The 15,517-nt window shown below is 39.2% G+C and carries 13 protein-coding genes; 7 read left to right on the top strand and 6 right to left on the bottom strand.

What is annotated here, in order from left to right:
- The first annotated feature begins 22 nt into the window (after window positions 1-22).
- The gene (locus H5118_RS08950; protein WP_182748554.1) at window positions 23-1,354 is read left to right on the top strand and encodes a sigma-54 dependent transcriptional regulator; all 1,332 of its coding nucleotides are present in this window, start codon (window positions 23-25) and stop codon (window positions 1,352-1,354) included.
- On the top strand, window positions 1,354-2,667 hold the full coding sequence (locus H5118_RS08945) for a PAS domain-containing sensor histidine kinase (RefSeq protein ID WP_182748553.1): 1,314 nt from the start codon (window positions 1,354-1,356) through the stop codon (window positions 2,665-2,667). The genes H5118_RS08950 and H5118_RS08945 overlap by 1 nt, the downstream gene beginning before the upstream one ends.
- An 89-nt stretch (window positions 2,668-2,756) precedes the next feature.
- Here the strand turns inward: H5118_RS08945 and H5118_RS08940 are convergent, their stop codons facing one another.
- A complete protein-coding gene (locus H5118_RS08940; RefSeq protein WP_004335359.1) occupies window positions 2,757-3,095 on the bottom strand; it encodes a Grx4 family monothiol glutaredoxin in 339 nt (112 codons plus the stop codon).
- Window positions 3,096-3,361: 266 nt separating this feature from the next.
- Here H5118_RS08940 and H5118_RS08935 point away from each other — a divergent pair, with 266 nt between their 5' ends.
- The 4 genes from H5118_RS08935 to H5118_RS08920 all read left to right on the top strand — a co-directional run bounded on the left by H5118_RS08935 (window position 3,362) and on the right by H5118_RS08920 (window position 8,925).
- Window positions 3,362-3,943: a superoxide dismutase gene (locus H5118_RS08935; protein ID WP_002960323.1), complete on the top strand. Its 582-nt coding sequence runs from the start codon at window positions 3,362-3,364 to the stop codon at window positions 3,941-3,943.
- 210 nt (window positions 3,944-4,153) lie between these two features.
- On the top strand, window positions 4,154-6,076 hold the full coding sequence (locus H5118_RS08930) for a PrkA family serine protein kinase (RefSeq protein ID WP_182748551.1): 1,923 nt from the start codon (window positions 4,154-4,156) through the stop codon (window positions 6,074-6,076).
- 31 nt (window positions 6,077-6,107) lie between these two features.
- Window positions 6,108-7,391 (top strand): YeaH/YhbH family protein, encoded by a 1,284-nt coding sequence (locus H5118_RS08925; protein WP_182748549.1) that lies wholly within the window; start codon window positions 6,108-6,110, stop codon window positions 7,389-7,391.
- A 19-nt stretch (window positions 7,392-7,410) separates the two neighbouring features.
- On the top strand, window positions 7,411-8,925 hold the full coding sequence (locus tag H5118_RS08920) for a SpoVR family protein (RefSeq protein ID WP_182748547.1): 1,515 nt from the start codon (window positions 7,411-7,413) through the stop codon (window positions 8,923-8,925).
- A gap of 100 nt (window positions 8,926-9,025) precedes the next feature.
- Here the strand turns inward: H5118_RS08920 and H5118_RS08915 are convergent, their stop codons facing one another.
- Window positions 9,026-9,997 (bottom strand): diguanylate cyclase, encoded by a 972-nt coding sequence (locus tag H5118_RS08915; protein ID WP_024592692.1) that lies wholly within the window; start codon window positions 9,995-9,997, stop codon window positions 9,026-9,028.
- Window positions 9,998-10,000: 3 nt separating this feature from the next.
- Window positions 10,001-11,005, bottom strand: a complete 1,005-nt coding sequence (locus H5118_RS08910; RefSeq protein ID WP_024590825.1) for a response regulator — start codon at window positions 11,003-11,005, stop codon at window positions 10,001-10,003.
- 233 nt (window positions 11,006-11,238) lie between these two features.
- Here H5118_RS08910 and tpx point away from each other — a divergent pair, with 233 nt between their 5' ends.
- Window positions 11,239-11,820: a thiol peroxidase gene (gene tpx, locus H5118_RS08905; protein ID WP_182748545.1), complete on the top strand. Its 582-nt coding sequence runs from the start codon at window positions 11,239-11,241 to the stop codon at window positions 11,818-11,820.
- A gap of 88 nt (window positions 11,821-11,908) precedes the next feature.
- On the opposite strand, the gene adk is transcribed toward tpx, so the two are convergent.
- The 3 genes from adk to H5118_RS08890 all read right to left on the bottom strand — a co-directional run bounded on the left by adk (window position 11,909) and on the right by H5118_RS08890 (window position 15,514).
- The gene (gene adk, locus H5118_RS08900; protein ID WP_002962321.1) at window positions 11,909-12,553 is read right to left on the bottom strand and encodes an adenylate kinase; all 645 of its coding nucleotides are present in this window, start codon (window positions 12,551-12,553) and stop codon (window positions 11,909-11,911) included.
- A 191-nt stretch (window positions 12,554-12,744) separates the two neighbouring features.
- Entirely contained in the window at window positions 12,745-14,658 is a 1,914-nt protein-coding gene (gene htpG / locus H5118_RS08895; RefSeq protein WP_024596357.1) for a molecular chaperone HtpG, read from the bottom strand.
- A 118-nt stretch (window positions 14,659-14,776) separates the two neighbouring features.
- Complete coding sequence (locus H5118_RS08890) at window positions 14,777-15,514, bottom strand: RluA family pseudouridine synthase (protein WP_182748543.1); 738 nt, start codon at window positions 15,512-15,514, stop codon at window positions 14,777-14,779.
- Window positions 15,515-15,517 lie beyond the last annotated feature (3 nt).

The raw sequence follows: 15,517 nt of genomic DNA, 5'->3' as shown, positions 1-15,517 counted from the left end.
CAAAAAATTATAAAAATAACCTATGACTCATAAAATACTCATTGTTGATGATAACCAAGCAGTACTCGACGCACTTTCATTGTTGCTCGAGATCCACGACTTTTCGGTAGTCACTGCAACAAATCCGTTTGATGCTCTGCAAATAGTTCGCTATCAACGAATTGAGCTTGTAATTCAAGACATGAACTTTACCAGTGACACCACCTCTGGCGAAGAAGGTAAAGCGTTGTTTTATGAACTACGAGAAATAAACCCACACTTACCTATTATACTTATTACAGCTTGGACCGAACTTGCCACCGCCATTGAGCTTGTAAAAGCCGGTGCTGCTGATTACTTACCAAAACCCTGGGATGATGCAAAACTACTAGTTTGTATCGGTAACTTAATAGAGCTAGGCAGTGCTAAAAAAATAATGGCGACGCATAATCGCCATCAACAAGAACGTGAAGGTACATTTAAAAGCGCAGACCTTGCTGGGCTAATATTTAAAAGTACTGCGATGGAACGACTGGTTACTATGGCGCTTCAAGTGGCTAAATCTGATATATCTGCATTAATTACAGGCCCTAATGGTAGTGGCAAAGAGTGTATTGCGCATATTATTCAAAAAAACTCCCCGCTTGTATCGCAGCCTTTTATTAAGGTAAACGCCGGTGCACTACCGCAAGAACTTATAGAAGCCGAGCTTTTTGGCGCTGAAGCCGGTGCATATACGGGGATAACCAAACAACGTATTGGTCGATTTGAAGCAGCTGATGGCGGTACGTTATTTTTAGATGAAATTGGTAATTTACCACTTTCAGGACAAATAAAATTACTACGCGTACTACAAACCGGCGAGTTTGAACGTTTAGGCTCAACACAAACACGAAAGGTAAATGTGCGGGTTATATCGGCCACTAACGAAAACTTACTACAAGCAATTCAACAAGGTCGATTTAGGGAAGACTTATATTATCGCCTTAATGTAATTGAGCTCAATGTGCCTTCCCTAAGCGAAAGACAAGATGATGTTTTAGCACTTATTAGCCATTTTTTACCTCACCGAGAGCTGACTATAAACACAGAGCAAGCACTTCAACACTACAAATGGCCAGGTAACGTTCGAGAGCTAGAAAACGCTTGTAAGCGTGTAGCGGTACTAAAACCTACAGGTGCGCTTAAAGTCGATGACTTTGCACTATCGTCACCGGTTACTGCTCAACAAGAAGCAAAAGCAGAGCCTACCAAACAGGAAATAGAACACGCAATGCGCGCTCATCAAGGTGTTATAGCCAAAGTGGCCCGTGAATTTGGTTTAAGTCGACAAGCACTTTATCGTCGATTACAAAAAATGGGTATTGATTATTAATGCCGAGCATTATTAGCCACTTTACCCTAAGCCAAAAGGTTATATTAATTTGCGGACTTTGTAGCGCGCTGCCTGTTGTTATTATTGCCGCGCTAAGTGGCTTTGATATTTACTACACTCTGTTTTTAATATTACTAACGCTTACATTTAGCACTCTACTTTCAAGAGCTCTCACCAAGCCAATAAAGCTTGGCATGCAATCGCTTGAAACCGGATTACTTAATTTTAAAGATGGTGAGCTCTCCAGTTTGCTTGCGTATAAAAGTAATGATGAACTTGGAAAACTATGCCAACTTTATAATCAAACCGCAAAACAGCTTCGCCAAGAAAAACAATGGATTTACCAGCGCGAGTTAATGCTTGATAAAGTTTTGCAAAGCTCGCCGCAAGCGTTATTGCTGGTCAATGATAATAATACGGTGGTATTTAGTAATTTAATTAGCCGTAGTTTATTTAATAGCGCAACTCGCCTTGAAGGTATGCAGCTAAGTAGATTACTCGAAAATTCGCCTCTGCAATTAGTAGCAGCTATAGAGCACGGTATTGATGGCCTCTTTAATATAGAAATAGAGAATCAAGACTCGCAAACTTGGCATTTAGCCACTGGGGAGTTTTTACTTAATAATCAAAAGCATCATTTATATATATTTAAACAGTTAACCCGTGAACTTAGTCGTCAAGAAGTTGCGGTGTGGAAAAAAGTAATACGCATTATTAGCCACGAATTAAATAATTCACTCGGCCCTATGTCATCCATGCTACACAGCGCACAATTGCTCGCAAATAAAGTTGATGAGCCTCGTCTTGCCCGTGTATTTGCAACTATTGATGAGCGAATTAGTCATTTAACTGAATTTGTACAAGGCTATGGCAAGTTTGCTAAATTACCTCAGCCACAAAAAACGCGGGTTAACTGGCAAAACACCCTCAATAATTTAAAAAACCACTGGCAATTTAGCTACGAAATAAAAAATTCACACAATGAATTACAAGCTGATCAAACACAACTCGAGCAGCTGCTCATAAACCTATTAAAAAATTCACACGAGTCAGGTTCCAATGCCAATGAAATACATATTCAGGTCGAGTTTGTACCCCAAGCATGTGTTATAAATGTAAGCGACTGCGGTAAAGGAATGAGCGAGCAAGTAATGGGAAATGCTTTAGTGCCCTTTTATTCAACAAAAAGTACGGGGAGTGGTTTAGGGCTAGCCTTATGCAGAGAAATAGCAGAAGCGCACCAAGGCCATATAAGTTTACATAACAAAATAGAGGGCGGCTTAAACGTTCAAGTGAGCCTTCCTTATTCGTAAATTTACACAAATTAAAAACAACAAAGCCACTTAAAAAGTGGCTTTGTGTTTAAAGAGCTTAATAACCTGAGTTCAGGTTGAGTAATAAATTACTCTGCGTCAGCTTCTTTATATTTAGCAGCAGTTTCTGTAATTAACGGCTGTAATTCACCGCGTTGAAACATTTCGATAATAATGTCACAACCACCAACTAATTCGCCATCTACCCAAAGTTGTGGGAATGTTGGCCAATTTGCGTATGCTGGAAGCTCAGCACGAATGTCTGGATTAAGTAAAATATCAACGTATGCAAATGGTTCACCACATGACATTAACGCTTGCGATGCTTGTGAAGAAAAACCACAATTTGGTAATTTTGGTGACCCTTTCATGAAAAGGATTATTGGATTTTCTGAAATTTGCTGTTTAATTTTATCAATGGTTTCCATCTACAACCTCAAAGTAACGATAGCTAAATATATTTAGGTCTTGAAAATAACTCATCGTGACCACAAATATATAACTTAAAATGGGCAAATAAAGCCGCAATTGAAATAGTCTTTCGCAATAGCATTGCTGTTTGCTTAAACTTGAGTAAAATACTCAACAATTATAGTAACACTATATTACCGCTTGGTATAGGTAACTGCTCTGTTTCAACAGGCATTACGTATTACCAAATGGACTATCAACCAAAGAAGATGGAGATAAAAAAATGGCATTTGAACTACCGTCACTACCATATGCAATCGACGCACTTGAGCCACATATTTCAAAAGAAACGCTAGAGTTTCACCATGGCAAACACCACAACACATACGTGGTTAAGCTTAATGGTTTAATCCCTGGTACTGAGTTTGAAAACAAATCTCTAGAAGAGATCGTATGTTCATCAGAAGGCGGCGTATTTAACAACGCAGCACAAATCTGGAACCATACTTTTTACTGGAACAGCTTATCTCCAAACGGCGGCGGCGAGCCTACTGGCGCAGTTGCTGATGCAATCAACGCTAAATGGGGTTCTTTTGATGCGTTTAAAGATGCATTAAATGACAAAGCAGTAAATAACTTTGGTTCAAGCTGGACGTGGTTAGTTAAGCTTGCTGATGGTTCACTAGACATCGTTAATACATCTAACGCTGCTACACCATTAACTGATGATGGCGTTACTCCAATCCTTACAGTGGATTTATGGGAACACGCTTACTACATCGATTACCGTAACGTTCGTCCAGATTACCTTAAAGGTTTTTGGTCGCTTGTTAACTGGGAATTCGCGAACGCTAACTTCGCTTAATTAGCCTTTAAACGCTAATGTAAAAAAGACGCTTAGGCGTCTTTTTTTGTTTCTTGTTTATCACACCTAAGCGCCTCATCATTTAATAAAACGCTTTTAGTAACATGATCTTTTTTCACTTAAATTTTTAATTTTATTGCACAAAAATACACATTCGTGACTAGACTTTAAAAGGTAAGCACCTTTTTACAGCGGGTTTCGGAGGTTATTATGACGATTTTTGAGCATTACCAAGCACGATACGAAGCGGCACAGGAAGAAGAATACAGTATCGCTGAATTTCTTGAGATTTGTAAAACCGATAAGTCTGCCTACGCCAGCGCACCAGAACGCCTACTCATGGCAATTGGCGAACCAAACATGGTAGATACCGCAACGGATGCACGACTAAGCCGGTTATTTTCTAATAGAGTAGTTGCACGCTACCCTGCCTTTGCTGATTTTTATGGTATGGAAGACGCCATTGAGCAAGTAGTCTCTTATTTAAAACACGCCGCCCAAGGGCTTGAAGAATGCAAACAAGTGCTTTATTTACTTGGACCTGTTGGTGGGGGTAAATCATCCATTGCTGAAAAACTAAAGTATTTAATGCAACAAGTGCCTATTTATTCAATTAAAGGGTCTCCTGTAAACGACCACCCCCTCTCCTTGTTTGATCCTATCGAAGATGCAGACGTACTCAGCAAAGAATACGGTATTAAACCGCGCTACTTAAAAACCATTATGTCGCCTTGGGCTGGCAAACGCTTAAAAGAATTCAATGGTGATATTAGCCAGTTTAGAGTGGTTAAACGCTACCCTTCTATTTTAAACCAAATAGGCATTGCCAAAACCGAACCAGGAGATGAAAACAACCAAGATATTTCAGCACTGGTTGGTAAGGTCGATATTCGCCAGCTTGAGCACTTTGCCCAAAACGATCCTGATGCATACGCCTACTCTGGCTCTTTATGTTTAGCTAACCAAGGGCTGATGGAATTTGTAGAAATGTTTAAAGCGCCTATTAAAGTGCTGCATCCTTTACTTACCGCCACCCAAGAAGGTAACTATAACGGCACAGAAGGTATTAGCGCCCTGCCCTTTAATGGCATGATCCTCGCTCACTCTAATGAGTCTGAGTGGCAAACCTTTAAAAACAATAAAAACAACGAAGCATTTTTAGACCGTGTTTATATTGTAAAAGTCCCTTATTGCTTACGTGTAACTGAAGAAATTAAAATTTACGACAAATTACTTGAGCACAGCGAGCTATACAACGCGCCATGTGCACCGGGTACACTCAAAACATTGGCGCAATTTACGACGCTATCACGTTTAAAAGAGCCAGAAAATTCAAGTATCTATTCTAAAATGCGGGTATACGATGGCGAGACCCTAAAAGACACCGACCCTAAAGCAAAATCGTATCAAGAGTATCGTGATTACGCAGGGGTTGATGAAGGTATGACGGGGCTCTCTACCCGCTTTGCGTTTAAAATTTTGTCCCGTGTGTTTAACTTTGATACCACTGAGGTTGCTGCAAATCCGGTGCATTTGTTCTATGTGCTTGAGCAACAGATAGAGCGCGAGCAATTTTCAAGTGAAATAGAAGAGCGTTATTTAAGCTTTTTAAAAGGCTATTTAATTCCACAATATGTCGAGTTTATAGGTAAAGAACTGCAAACCGCTTATCTAGAATCGTACTCAGAATACGGACAAAATATTTTTGACCGTTATGTTATTTATGCAGATTTTTGGATACAAGACCAAGAATATCGCGACCCCGATACAGGGCAACTATTTGACCGCGCAGCGCTAAACGCTGAACTTGAAAAAATAGAAAAGCCAGCGGGTATTTCTAATCCTAAAGATTTTCGTAATGAAATAGTGAACTTTGTACTGCGTGCCCGTGCACACAACAACGGTAAAAACCCACTATGGACAAGCTACGAAAAACTACGCACGGTGATTGAGAAAAAAATGTTCTCTAATACCGAAGATTTACTCCCTGTTATTTCGTTTAATACTAAAACGTCTGCAGAGGATCAGCAAAAGCACGAAGACTTTGTGAACCGTATGGTCGAAAAAGGCTATACACAAAAACAAGTTCGCTTGCTTTCTGAGTGGTATTTACGGGTTAGAAAATCGCAATAACCTTCATAGTCGTAGTATATAGGAGGTCAATATGGCGCATTTTATAGATAGGCGTTTAAACGGAAAAAATAAAAGTACGCTTAATCGCCAGCGCTTTATTAGGCGCTATAAAAAACAAATTAAAGAAGCGGTTTCAGATGCGATTAACAAACGCAGCGTTACCGATTCAAGCTCTGGTGAGAGTATTTCTATTCCACAACGCGATATCAGCGAACCTACATTTCATCAAGGGCAAGGCGGGAATAGAGAACAAATTCACCCTGGTAACGATCAGTTTTCTACAGGTGATAAAATTGAGCGCCCTAAAGGCGGACAAGGCGGTGGTGCCGGTGAAGGTGACGCCAGCGATTCGGGCGAGGGACAAGATGAGTTTGTATTTTCAATATCAAAAGATGAATACCTTGATTTACTATTTGAAGATCTAGAACTTCCTAACTTACAAGAAAACCAACTTGATAAGTTAGTGCAAATGAAAACCCATCGCGCAGGATTTTGTAGCGACGGCATGCCAAGTAATATTGACATTGTACGCTCTCTTCAAGGCTCGCTTGCACGGCGTGTTGCCATGAGTGCAGGTAAAAAACGCCGTTTAAAAGAGCTCGAAGAACAACTTGCTCTGCTGCTTGCTGGTCCACATAACGATAAAGCGGCAATTGCTTTATTACAAAAAGAAATTGCAGCATTAAAAGTGCAAATTAAGTCGGTTCCGTTTATTGATAACTACGATTTACGTTTTCGTAATTACGAAAAGCGCCCTCACCCCACCAGCAAAGCCGTGATGTTTTGTATTATGGATGTGTCAGGCTCAATGGATAAGCCAACAAAAGACATGGCAAAGCGTTTTTATATTTTGCTCTATCAATTTTTAACGCGCAGTTATAAAGACATAGAAGTTGTTTATATTCGCCACCACACACAAGCTAAAGAAGTAGACGAACAAGAGTTTTTTTACTCTCAAGAAACTGGTGGCACTATTGTTTCGAGCGCACTTAAATTAATGAACGAAATAATAAAAGAGCGTTATCACGCAAACGAGTGGAATGTATACGCCGCACAAGCCTCTGATGGCGATAACTGGGCGGACGACACCCCGCAGTGTGGTGAAATATTACGTAATAAGCTCTTAAGCGCAGTACGCTATTTTGCTTATATTGAAATAACCACTCGTGCTCATCAAAGTCTATGGCGCGAATATGAATCTATAACACACAGCCATAATAATTTCGCTATACAGCATATCCAAAGCGTTGAAGATATTTACCCAATTTTTAGGGAGCTATTTAAAAAAGGTCGTCAACAGCAAAACTCTGCATAGCCTAAAGCGAGGTAACATTATGAATGATAAACGATTGAGTGATGGCCCAGATTGGACCTTTGATTTATTAGATGAGTACCAAGGTGAAATTGCCCGTGTTGCAGCTCACTACAGGTTAGACACCTACCCTAATCAAATTGAAGTAATAACCGCAGAGCAAATGATGGATGCTTATTCAAGCGTTGGTATGCCTATTGGCTACAGTCATTGGTCGTACGGTAAAAAGTTCATTCAAACAGAGCAAAATTATAAGCGCGGACAAATGGGTCTCGCTTACGAAATAGTGATAAATTCAGACCCTTGTATTGCGTACTTAATGGAAGAAAACACCCTACCTATGCAAGCGCTTGTAATGGCACATGCGTGTTACGGACATAACTCATTTTTTAAAGGTAATTACTTATTTAAAACCTGGACCGATGCAGGTTCAATTATTGATTACTTGGTATTTGCTAAAAACTACATAAGCCGCTGTGAAGAAAAGCATGGTATTACACAAGTAGAAGCCCTACTCGACTCATGTCATGCATTAATGAATTACGGGGTCGATCGCTACAAACGTCCACAACAAATATCGCTATTTGAAGAGCAAAAACGCCAACAAGAGCGCGAAGACTACCTTCAATCGCAAGTAAACGAATTATGGCGAACTATTCCTGAGCAACAGCAAGAAACCAAAAAGAAAGTTCGCCATTTCCCTTCCGAACCTCAAGAAAATATTTTGTATTTTATTGAAAAAAATGCCCCATTACTCGATTCTTGGCAACGTGAAGTGATGCGTATTGTTCGTAAAATTTCGCAATACTTTTACCCACAAAAGCAAACTCAAGTAATGAACGAAGGCTGGGCAACTTTTTGGCATTACACCATCCTTAATCACTTATATGATGAGGGAAAGCTCACCGACTCTTTCATGTTAGAGTTTTTACAAAGCCACACCAACGTAGTTTATCAGCCACCTTATAACAGTAAGTATTATTCAGGCATTAACCCATATGCTTTAGGCTTTAATATGATGGTTGATATTCGCAGAATATGTGAACACCCAACTGAAGAAGATAAACGCTGGTTTCCTGAATATGCAGGTAGTAACTGGCTAGATACACTGCATTTTGCAATGGAAAACTTTAAAGATGAAAGTTTTATTAGCCAGTTTTTATCGCCTAAGTTAATTCGTGATTTTAAATTATTTACTATTATTGACCATACTAATAATCCCCATCTAGAAATTGGCGCAATACATAACGACAACGGCTATAAGGCAGTGAGAGAAGCACTCTCAGCGCAGTACAATTTAAGTAATCATGAGCCTAACATTCAAGTGTATGATGTTGATATTAGAGGTGACCGTTCATTAACCCTACGCTATGTACCTCATAACAATATTCCTTTAGCAAACTCGCACGAGGAAGTGCTTAAGCATCTTTACAGATTATGGGGCTTTAAAGTAAAACTAGAGCAAGAGTCAAATTCTGGTGAGGTTTCAATGATTGGTCAATGCCCAATAGATGACTCTCGACACACAACACAATAATGAAGGGCAATACAATTTCCATACTGATTGGATTTGCTCAGCAGATTGTAAAAAAACACGGTTTTATTTAACCCTAAATTCTGGATATAAAAAATGACGCTTAAGCGTCATTTTTTATATCTTCGTAGGCTATTACTTTATTTCGCCCTGTATTTTTAGACTGGTACAGTGCTTTATCTGCAGCCTCTATCCAGCGCTCATGATTTTTAAAATCATTACTGCTACCAGCCAGCCCTATACTTACCGTCATTGTTATTTCAAAGTGTTTATACTTAACAGGGTTAGTTTCAATCAATACCCTTAAACGCTCAGCAAATACAAAAGCGCCTTCTTTATCTGTATCAAGCAATGTCACTGCAAACTCTTCACCGCCATAGCGCCCTGCAACATCAGTCTCGCGCAGCGTCGTACGTAGTAAGTTAGATAAGTGACGAAGCGATTCATCACCACAGCTATGACCATATTCATCATTTATTTTTTTAAAGTGATCAATATCAAACATTAATAATGTACTACAGCCACCACTTCGCTTAACTCTTAAAAACTCTTGGCGTAGCGTACCTTCCCAGTGTCCACGGTTTGCAAGCTGCGTTAAGCTATCTGTTTGACTTACTTGTTCTAATTTTTTATTTAACTCTTCAAGCTCTTTTTTATTTACCGCGACATCTGTTACATCATACAAAATAATACAAATGTGGCTAACTTCGCCCATCGTATTGGTAAGAGGGATGAATGTCGCATTTTGATACATGTAATCAGCTTTACCAGTAATAGGTCGATAATTTTTAAACCTAAAAATGTATGGCTGCTGCTCCCAAATCGTAAAAGAGCGGTTTTTTAAAACAAAAACCGACTCAGATTTACTTCTAAACCATTTTTCGTCTATTGCAGGAAATAAATCAAATAGATCTTTATCTTTTACTGCGCTTGGTAGAAGCCCTGAATGGTTTTCCATAAAACCATTCCATACACACACCTTATAATCCCTATCGAGTACCACAAGGCCTACATCAACGGTATTAAACATATCCATTAACCAATGGATCTCATTCATTTCTAAATCAGCGGCCATAACTTAATCTTCTAATAGGTAAGCAACTTTGTATTTCAAAGTTTTAAGTGAATCTTCAGTAAATAACAGCATGAGGTCGCAATTTATATCATGGTTTTCAATACCGTAACTAATCTCTATTGCAAGGGTGCGTTGCCAACGTGACTTGTTTGATTTAACCAACTCAGATACATCTCTGTGTTGGCCAAGTACAATCGGGTGCCCTTGGCTAAATGACATATCGAGCTGTTTTGAAAGACCCGTTAAAATAGCGCCTATCAAAATATTACTAATATCCATAAGCAGCTCAAGTTCAACTTTATCGTTTAACTCGCCGTCATAGTTCATCAAAGAAGCTATTTCTTTAAAGCTTGAATCATTTAAAAGTAATAGCGCCTCGCCCGAAATACCACCGCCAATAAAGCCCTGGCACACACCCGATGTAGCTGCGTTATTATCTATAGACTGCAGCGCCATGTCGAGTTCATTAACTTCCAAAATATTCACATTAGGAATTGGTAACTCTACAAATACATTAAGAAGACGTGCAAGTAAATCCCCAGCCTGCCCCATAGCAACGTTAGTTAGCTCTTGGTATATATCCCGAACATCAGGGTCGACTTGCTCTCCTAGCGAATGAGAGAGACGCTCACGCATGGCTTTATCTTTAATCCCATGGTGTTCAATTATGCTGGCTAGTTTTTCGGGAGAACATGGTTTTTGAATAAAATCGATAGCACCAAGCTCAAGCACTCTTTGGTGTGCACTTGGTTGTATATCACCAGAGACAACAACAGTGAGAATATTAAGCCCCTGTTCTTTCATAGCGATTAAAACTTCATAACCGTCCATTTCTGGCATGTTTAAATCGAGAAAAAGTATCTCTGGTTCAATTAACTTTATTTGCTTTATACAATCAACGCCGTCAAGTGCAAATTCAACTTTAATGTCCCAATCTTCAGGTAATGAGCGAGCTAGCTGACGCCTAGCTAATTTCGAGTCATCACATATTAATACCGATGTTGACATATTATCTCTCTGTTTCTAAACCAGTAATGAGCATTAAAATCATTTTATGATGGTTTTTATTTTTATTATTGAAGATATCTTTTGTAACTTCATGTTAATCAAAGTTTAGCATAGTTACAATTTTTATATTTCAGAGCTAATACCCACTCTATTAAGCAGGTTTAATCACTTGGTAACTAAAGCCCAGTATAATACACTGACGCCCATTGCGTTAATTTAAAAGGAAATACCTTATGTTACGTTCACTTGCCTTTGCTTTGAGTGCATTTTGTTCTGTGGCTATTGCAGCCGACTACCCAGAAAACACGCTTGATGCAGGAAAAGTATCCGCACAAGGCAAACCAGTCACTTTATTAGGTCAAGGTATCTCAATTGGAGATAGTGCGCCAAACTTTAAAGTTGTTGATGACAACTTTATTCCAGTGGCACTTGAGGATTATAAAGGCCAAGCTGTATTAATAAGTGTAGTACCCAGCCTAGATACCGGCATTTGTAGCCTGCAAACTAAGCACTTTAATGAAAAAGTAGCCTCACAATTCCCAAGTGTAGTTATGCTAACAATTAGTGCTGATTTACCATTTGCTCAAAAGCGTTTTTGCAAAGCTGAAAATATCGATAAAATCACTACGTTATCAGATTCTGTTTGGCGTGATTTTGGTCAGAAATACGGATTGATTATTAAAGATATGGGCTTACTAACGCGAACAGTCTTTATTTTAGATGAAAGCCATAACGTCATTTATAAACAGTTAGTTAGTAGCCTTTCAACTGAACCAGAATACAACAGCGTAATTGAGAAACTTAAAACATTGTAAAGTCCATTAAGTAGCACTAATTAAGCAATGCTAAATAGCCTTAAAACAAAAAACCGCCAATTGGCGGTTTTTTAATGTGCTTTTATAATTAACCTAAAAGTTCACCAAGTTGTTGGCTAACAGTTTCAACAGCTTGTGTACCATCTAGTTTATGGTATTGAGTATTACCAGCAGCCGCTTCTGCTTGATAGTAATCAACCAATGGCATAGTTTGCTCGTGGTAAATACCTAAACGTTTACGTACTGTTTCTTCAGTATCATCAGCGCGAACAATTAAGTCTTCACCAGTTTCGTTGTCTTTACCTTCCACTTTTGGTGGATTATAAACAACGTGGTAAACACGACCAGAACCAGGATGAACGCGACGTCCGCCCATACGCTCAACAATGACTTCATCAGCCACGTCAAATTCAATAACGTGATCAACCACTACGCCATTTTCTTTCATTGCATCCGCTTGTGGGATTGTACGCGGGAAGCCATCAAGTAAAAAACCTTTCTCACAATCCGCTTTAGTAATACGCTCTTTAACTAAACCAATAATAATATCGTCAGAAATTAGTTGACCAGCATCCATTACTTTTTTTGCTTCTAGACCCAGTGGCGTGCCTTCTTTAATTGCCGCACGTAACATATCGCCAGTAGAAATTTGTGGAATACCGTATTTGTCCATTAAAAACTGAGCTTGAGTACCTTTACCTGCACCCGGCGCGCCCAAAAGAATAATGCGCATATTATTGTCCCCTAGTATGGATATTTATTTTAAAGCCTGAATTCTTCCACAAGCGCCGCCGATACTCAAGCAACTTATACTAATTGATGAGCCGTTGGGGTGTTTACAGGGCATTAAAAAAGGGAACACACGTTCCCTTTTATTTAAAGTACATAATTTATACTTTATTAACTGAGTAAATAGCTATTTGCTTATTTACTTAGTTCAAGCATCAATTTATTTAAGCGAGTAACAAATCCTGTTGGATCTTTAAGTGTACCGCGTTCTGCAAGTAGCGCTTGATCTAGTAAAACGTGTGACCACTGCGCAAACTTATCTTCATCTTGTTCATCATTTAAGTGCTTAACAAGTTGATGCTCTGGGTTTAGCTCAAACACAGGTTTTGCTTCAGGGGCTGCTTGACCAACAGACTCCATTAGCTTCTGCATTTGTGAGCTCATGTCGTTGTCGTCGCTTACAACACATGCTGGAGAATCTGTTAAGCGGTGCGTAAAGCGCACTTCTTTAACGTCATCACCTAGTGCTGTTTTAATACGTTCAACAAGGCCAGCCATTTCTTTTTCAGACTCTTCTTGCGCTTTTTTAGTTTCTTCGTCGTCAAGCTTACCTAAATCTAAGTCACCACGTGTGATCGACTGTAGTTGCTTATCAGCAAATTCAGTTAGGTGACTCATCATCCACTCGTCAACACGGTCACTTAGTAGTAATACTTCAATGCCTTTTTTGCGGAAAATCTCTAAATGCGGTGAGTTTTTCGCAGCGGTGAATGTATCAGCTACTACGTAGTAAATTTTGTCTTGGCCTTCGTTCATGCGTTCAACATATTGCTCAAGCGACACATCTTGTGTTTGTGAATCAGTGTGTGTCGAAGAAAAACGAAGTAGCTTACAAATAGCTTCTTTATTGGCAGCATCTTCAGCTGGGCCTTCTTTCATTACTTGACCAAACTCATTCCAAAATACTTGGTAATCGTCAGCTTTGTTTTTAGCCATACGCTCAAGCATTTTAATAATACGCGATGTACACCCTTTACGAATAGCTTGCGTTACTTTGTTGTCTTGTAGAATTTCACGAGATACGTTCAGTGGTAAATCGTTTGAATCTAGTAAGCCTTTTACAAAGCGAAGGTAGCTTGGCATGAATTGCTCAGCATCATCCATTACAAACACACGTTGTACGTAAAGTTTTAAACCACTTTGACGTTCACGGTTCCATAAGTCGAAAGGTGCTTTTTTAGGAATATATAAAAGGCTAGTGTATTCAGTTTTACCTTCAACCTTATTATGTGCCCAGCTAAGTGGCTCTTCCCAATCATGGCTAACATGCTTGTAAAACTCTTTGTATTCATCATCAGAAAGCTCTGATTTATCGCGTGTCCACAATGCAGTCGCGCGGTTAATGCTTTCCCACTCACCTGGTACTGCTGGAATTTTTTCGCCGTCTTCGCCTTCAGATTCAGGCACTTCTGCTTTAAACATTTGTACTGGCGTTGAGATGTGATCAGAGTATTTAGTAACGATACTACGTAGGCGCCAGTCATCAGCAAATTCTTTTTCTTCATCGCGAAGATGTAAAATAATGTCGGTACCACGGCCTTCTTTTTCAATTTCTTGAAGTGTGTATTCGCCTTCACCTTGAGATTCCCACTCATAAGCGGTTGTTTCACCGGCTTTGCGTGTACGAACAGTGACTAAATCAGCAACAATAAATGCTGAGTAAAAACCAACACCGAATTGACCAATTAACTGTGAATCTTTACTTTGATCACCCGTTAAGTTTTTGAAAAACTCAGCAGTACCCGACTTTGCAATAGTACCTAATGAGCTAATGATTTCATCGCGCGTCATACCGATACCATTATCTGAAATGGTAATTGTATTTGCTTCTTTATCTGCACTAATACGAACACGTAAATCGGCATCACCTTGATAAAGGTCACCTTGAGATAATGCTAAAAAGCGTAACTTGTCTGCTGCGTCTGATGCATTTGACACAAGCTCACGTAAAAATATTTCTTTATTAGAATAAAGAGAATGAATCATTAAGTTTAATAATTGTTTTACTTCTGTTTGAAAGCCTAATGTTTCTTTTTGTGCTGCAGTCATTTATATATCTCCAATTTGCAAAGTGTCTGCGTTATGCACTTAATATGGGGTGAGGTGTTAGAACTTCAAGGGAAAAATTTAAAAAAGGTGAAACGAAAACAAAGAACCATTAATTTGTTTAAAACGAATGCGGACAATTAATATGAATCTTTTCACCAGTTGTTGGATGTTCAAAATATAAATCGCTGGCATGTAATTGTAACCGCCGTGCCATATGTTCACTTTGCGCACTTTTATATAAATCACAGCCTAAAATTGGGTGCCCTATAAACTGGCTGTGTATTCGTAATTGATGGGTACGCCCAGTAATAGGTGTAAATTGCACTAAGGTTCTGCACGGCTGCCTGAGCCGCTCAAGTACTTCATATTCACTCAGCGCTGTTTTACCTGTCGATTGGCAAATTTTAACACGCGGAAAAAGCAGTTTATCTTTTGCAATTGGCGCAGTAATTTGCCCTTCATCAACAGCCAAGCATCCCTCTAACATGGCTACATAACGCTTTTGAATAGTACGCGCTTGAAATTGCTTATTAAGGTGCTTTGACGCAATCGCGTTTAACCCAACAATCATAATGCCCGATGTGCCCAAATCTAGCCGATGCGGTAACTTAGCCTCTGCAAATGCAGCTGTTAAGCCCTTTTGACCATTTACTAAGCGGTAATGCACTGAGTCCCAATTAAGCGGATTTTCACCTGATAAGCTTAATAGTCCACTGGGTTTATTGAACAGTAAAATATCGTCATCTTGATATAATATTTCAATAAACCCGTCGCACTTAGGGGCTACAAAATCATCAACTATAATGGGTTGTTCTGAAGGTGTTTGCGATGTTGAGTTAGCCATTAAGTTAATCATTAA

The organism is Pseudoalteromonas sp. SR41-1, assembly GCF_014164015.1.
GTDB lineage: Bacteria > Pseudomonadota > Gammaproteobacteria > Enterobacterales > Alteromonadaceae > Pseudoalteromonas > Pseudoalteromonas distincta.
The sequence above is the reverse complement of the archived record's forward strand: the minus strand, read 5'-3'. Positions and strand labels throughout refer to the sequence as shown.

What these genes read in the sequence shown, in the direction of transcription:
- H5118_RS08950 (WP_182748554.1), top strand. Translation starts at nt 23, where the DNA reads ATGACTCATAAAATACTCATTGTTGATGATAACCAAGCAGTACTCGAC.
- H5118_RS08945 (WP_182748553.1), top strand. Translation starts at nt 1,354, where the DNA reads ATGCCGAGCATTATTAGCCACTTTACCCTAAGCCAAAAGGTTATATTA.
- H5118_RS08940 (WP_004335359.1), bottom strand. Translation starts at nt 3,095, where the DNA reads ATGGAAACCATTGATAAAATTAAACAGCAAATTTCAGAAAATCCAATA.
- H5118_RS08935 (WP_002960323.1), top strand. Translation starts at nt 3,362, where the DNA reads ATGGCATTTGAACTACCGTCACTACCATATGCAATCGACGCACTTGAG.
- H5118_RS08930 (WP_182748551.1), top strand. Translation starts at nt 4,154, where the DNA reads ATGACGATTTTTGAGCATTACCAAGCACGATACGAAGCGGCACAGGAA.
- H5118_RS08925 (WP_182748549.1), top strand. Translation starts at nt 6,108, where the DNA reads ATGGCGCATTTTATAGATAGGCGTTTAAACGGAAAAAATAAAAGTACG.
- H5118_RS08920 (WP_182748547.1), top strand. Translation starts at nt 7,411, where the DNA reads ATGAATGATAAACGATTGAGTGATGGCCCAGATTGGACCTTTGATTTA.
- H5118_RS08915 (WP_024592692.1), bottom strand. Translation starts at nt 9,997, where the DNA reads ATGGCCGCTGATTTAGAAATGAATGAGATCCATTGGTTAATGGATATG.
- H5118_RS08910 (WP_024590825.1), bottom strand. Translation starts at nt 11,005, where the DNA reads ATGTCAACATCGGTATTAATATGTGATGACTCGAAATTAGCTAGGCGT.
- tpx (WP_182748545.1), top strand. Translation starts at nt 11,239, where the DNA reads ATGTTACGTTCACTTGCCTTTGCTTTGAGTGCATTTTGTTCTGTGGCT.
- adk (WP_002962321.1), bottom strand. Translation starts at nt 12,553, where the DNA reads ATGCGCATTATTCTTTTGGGCGCGCCGGGTGCAGGTAAAGGTACTCAA.
- htpG (WP_024596357.1), bottom strand. Translation starts at nt 14,658, where the DNA reads ATGACTGCAGCACAAAAAGAAACATTAGGCTTTCAAACAGAAGTAAAA.
- H5118_RS08890 (WP_182748543.1), bottom strand. Translation starts at nt 15,514, where the DNA reads ATGATTAACTTAATGGCTAACTCAACATCGCAAACACCTTCAGAACAA.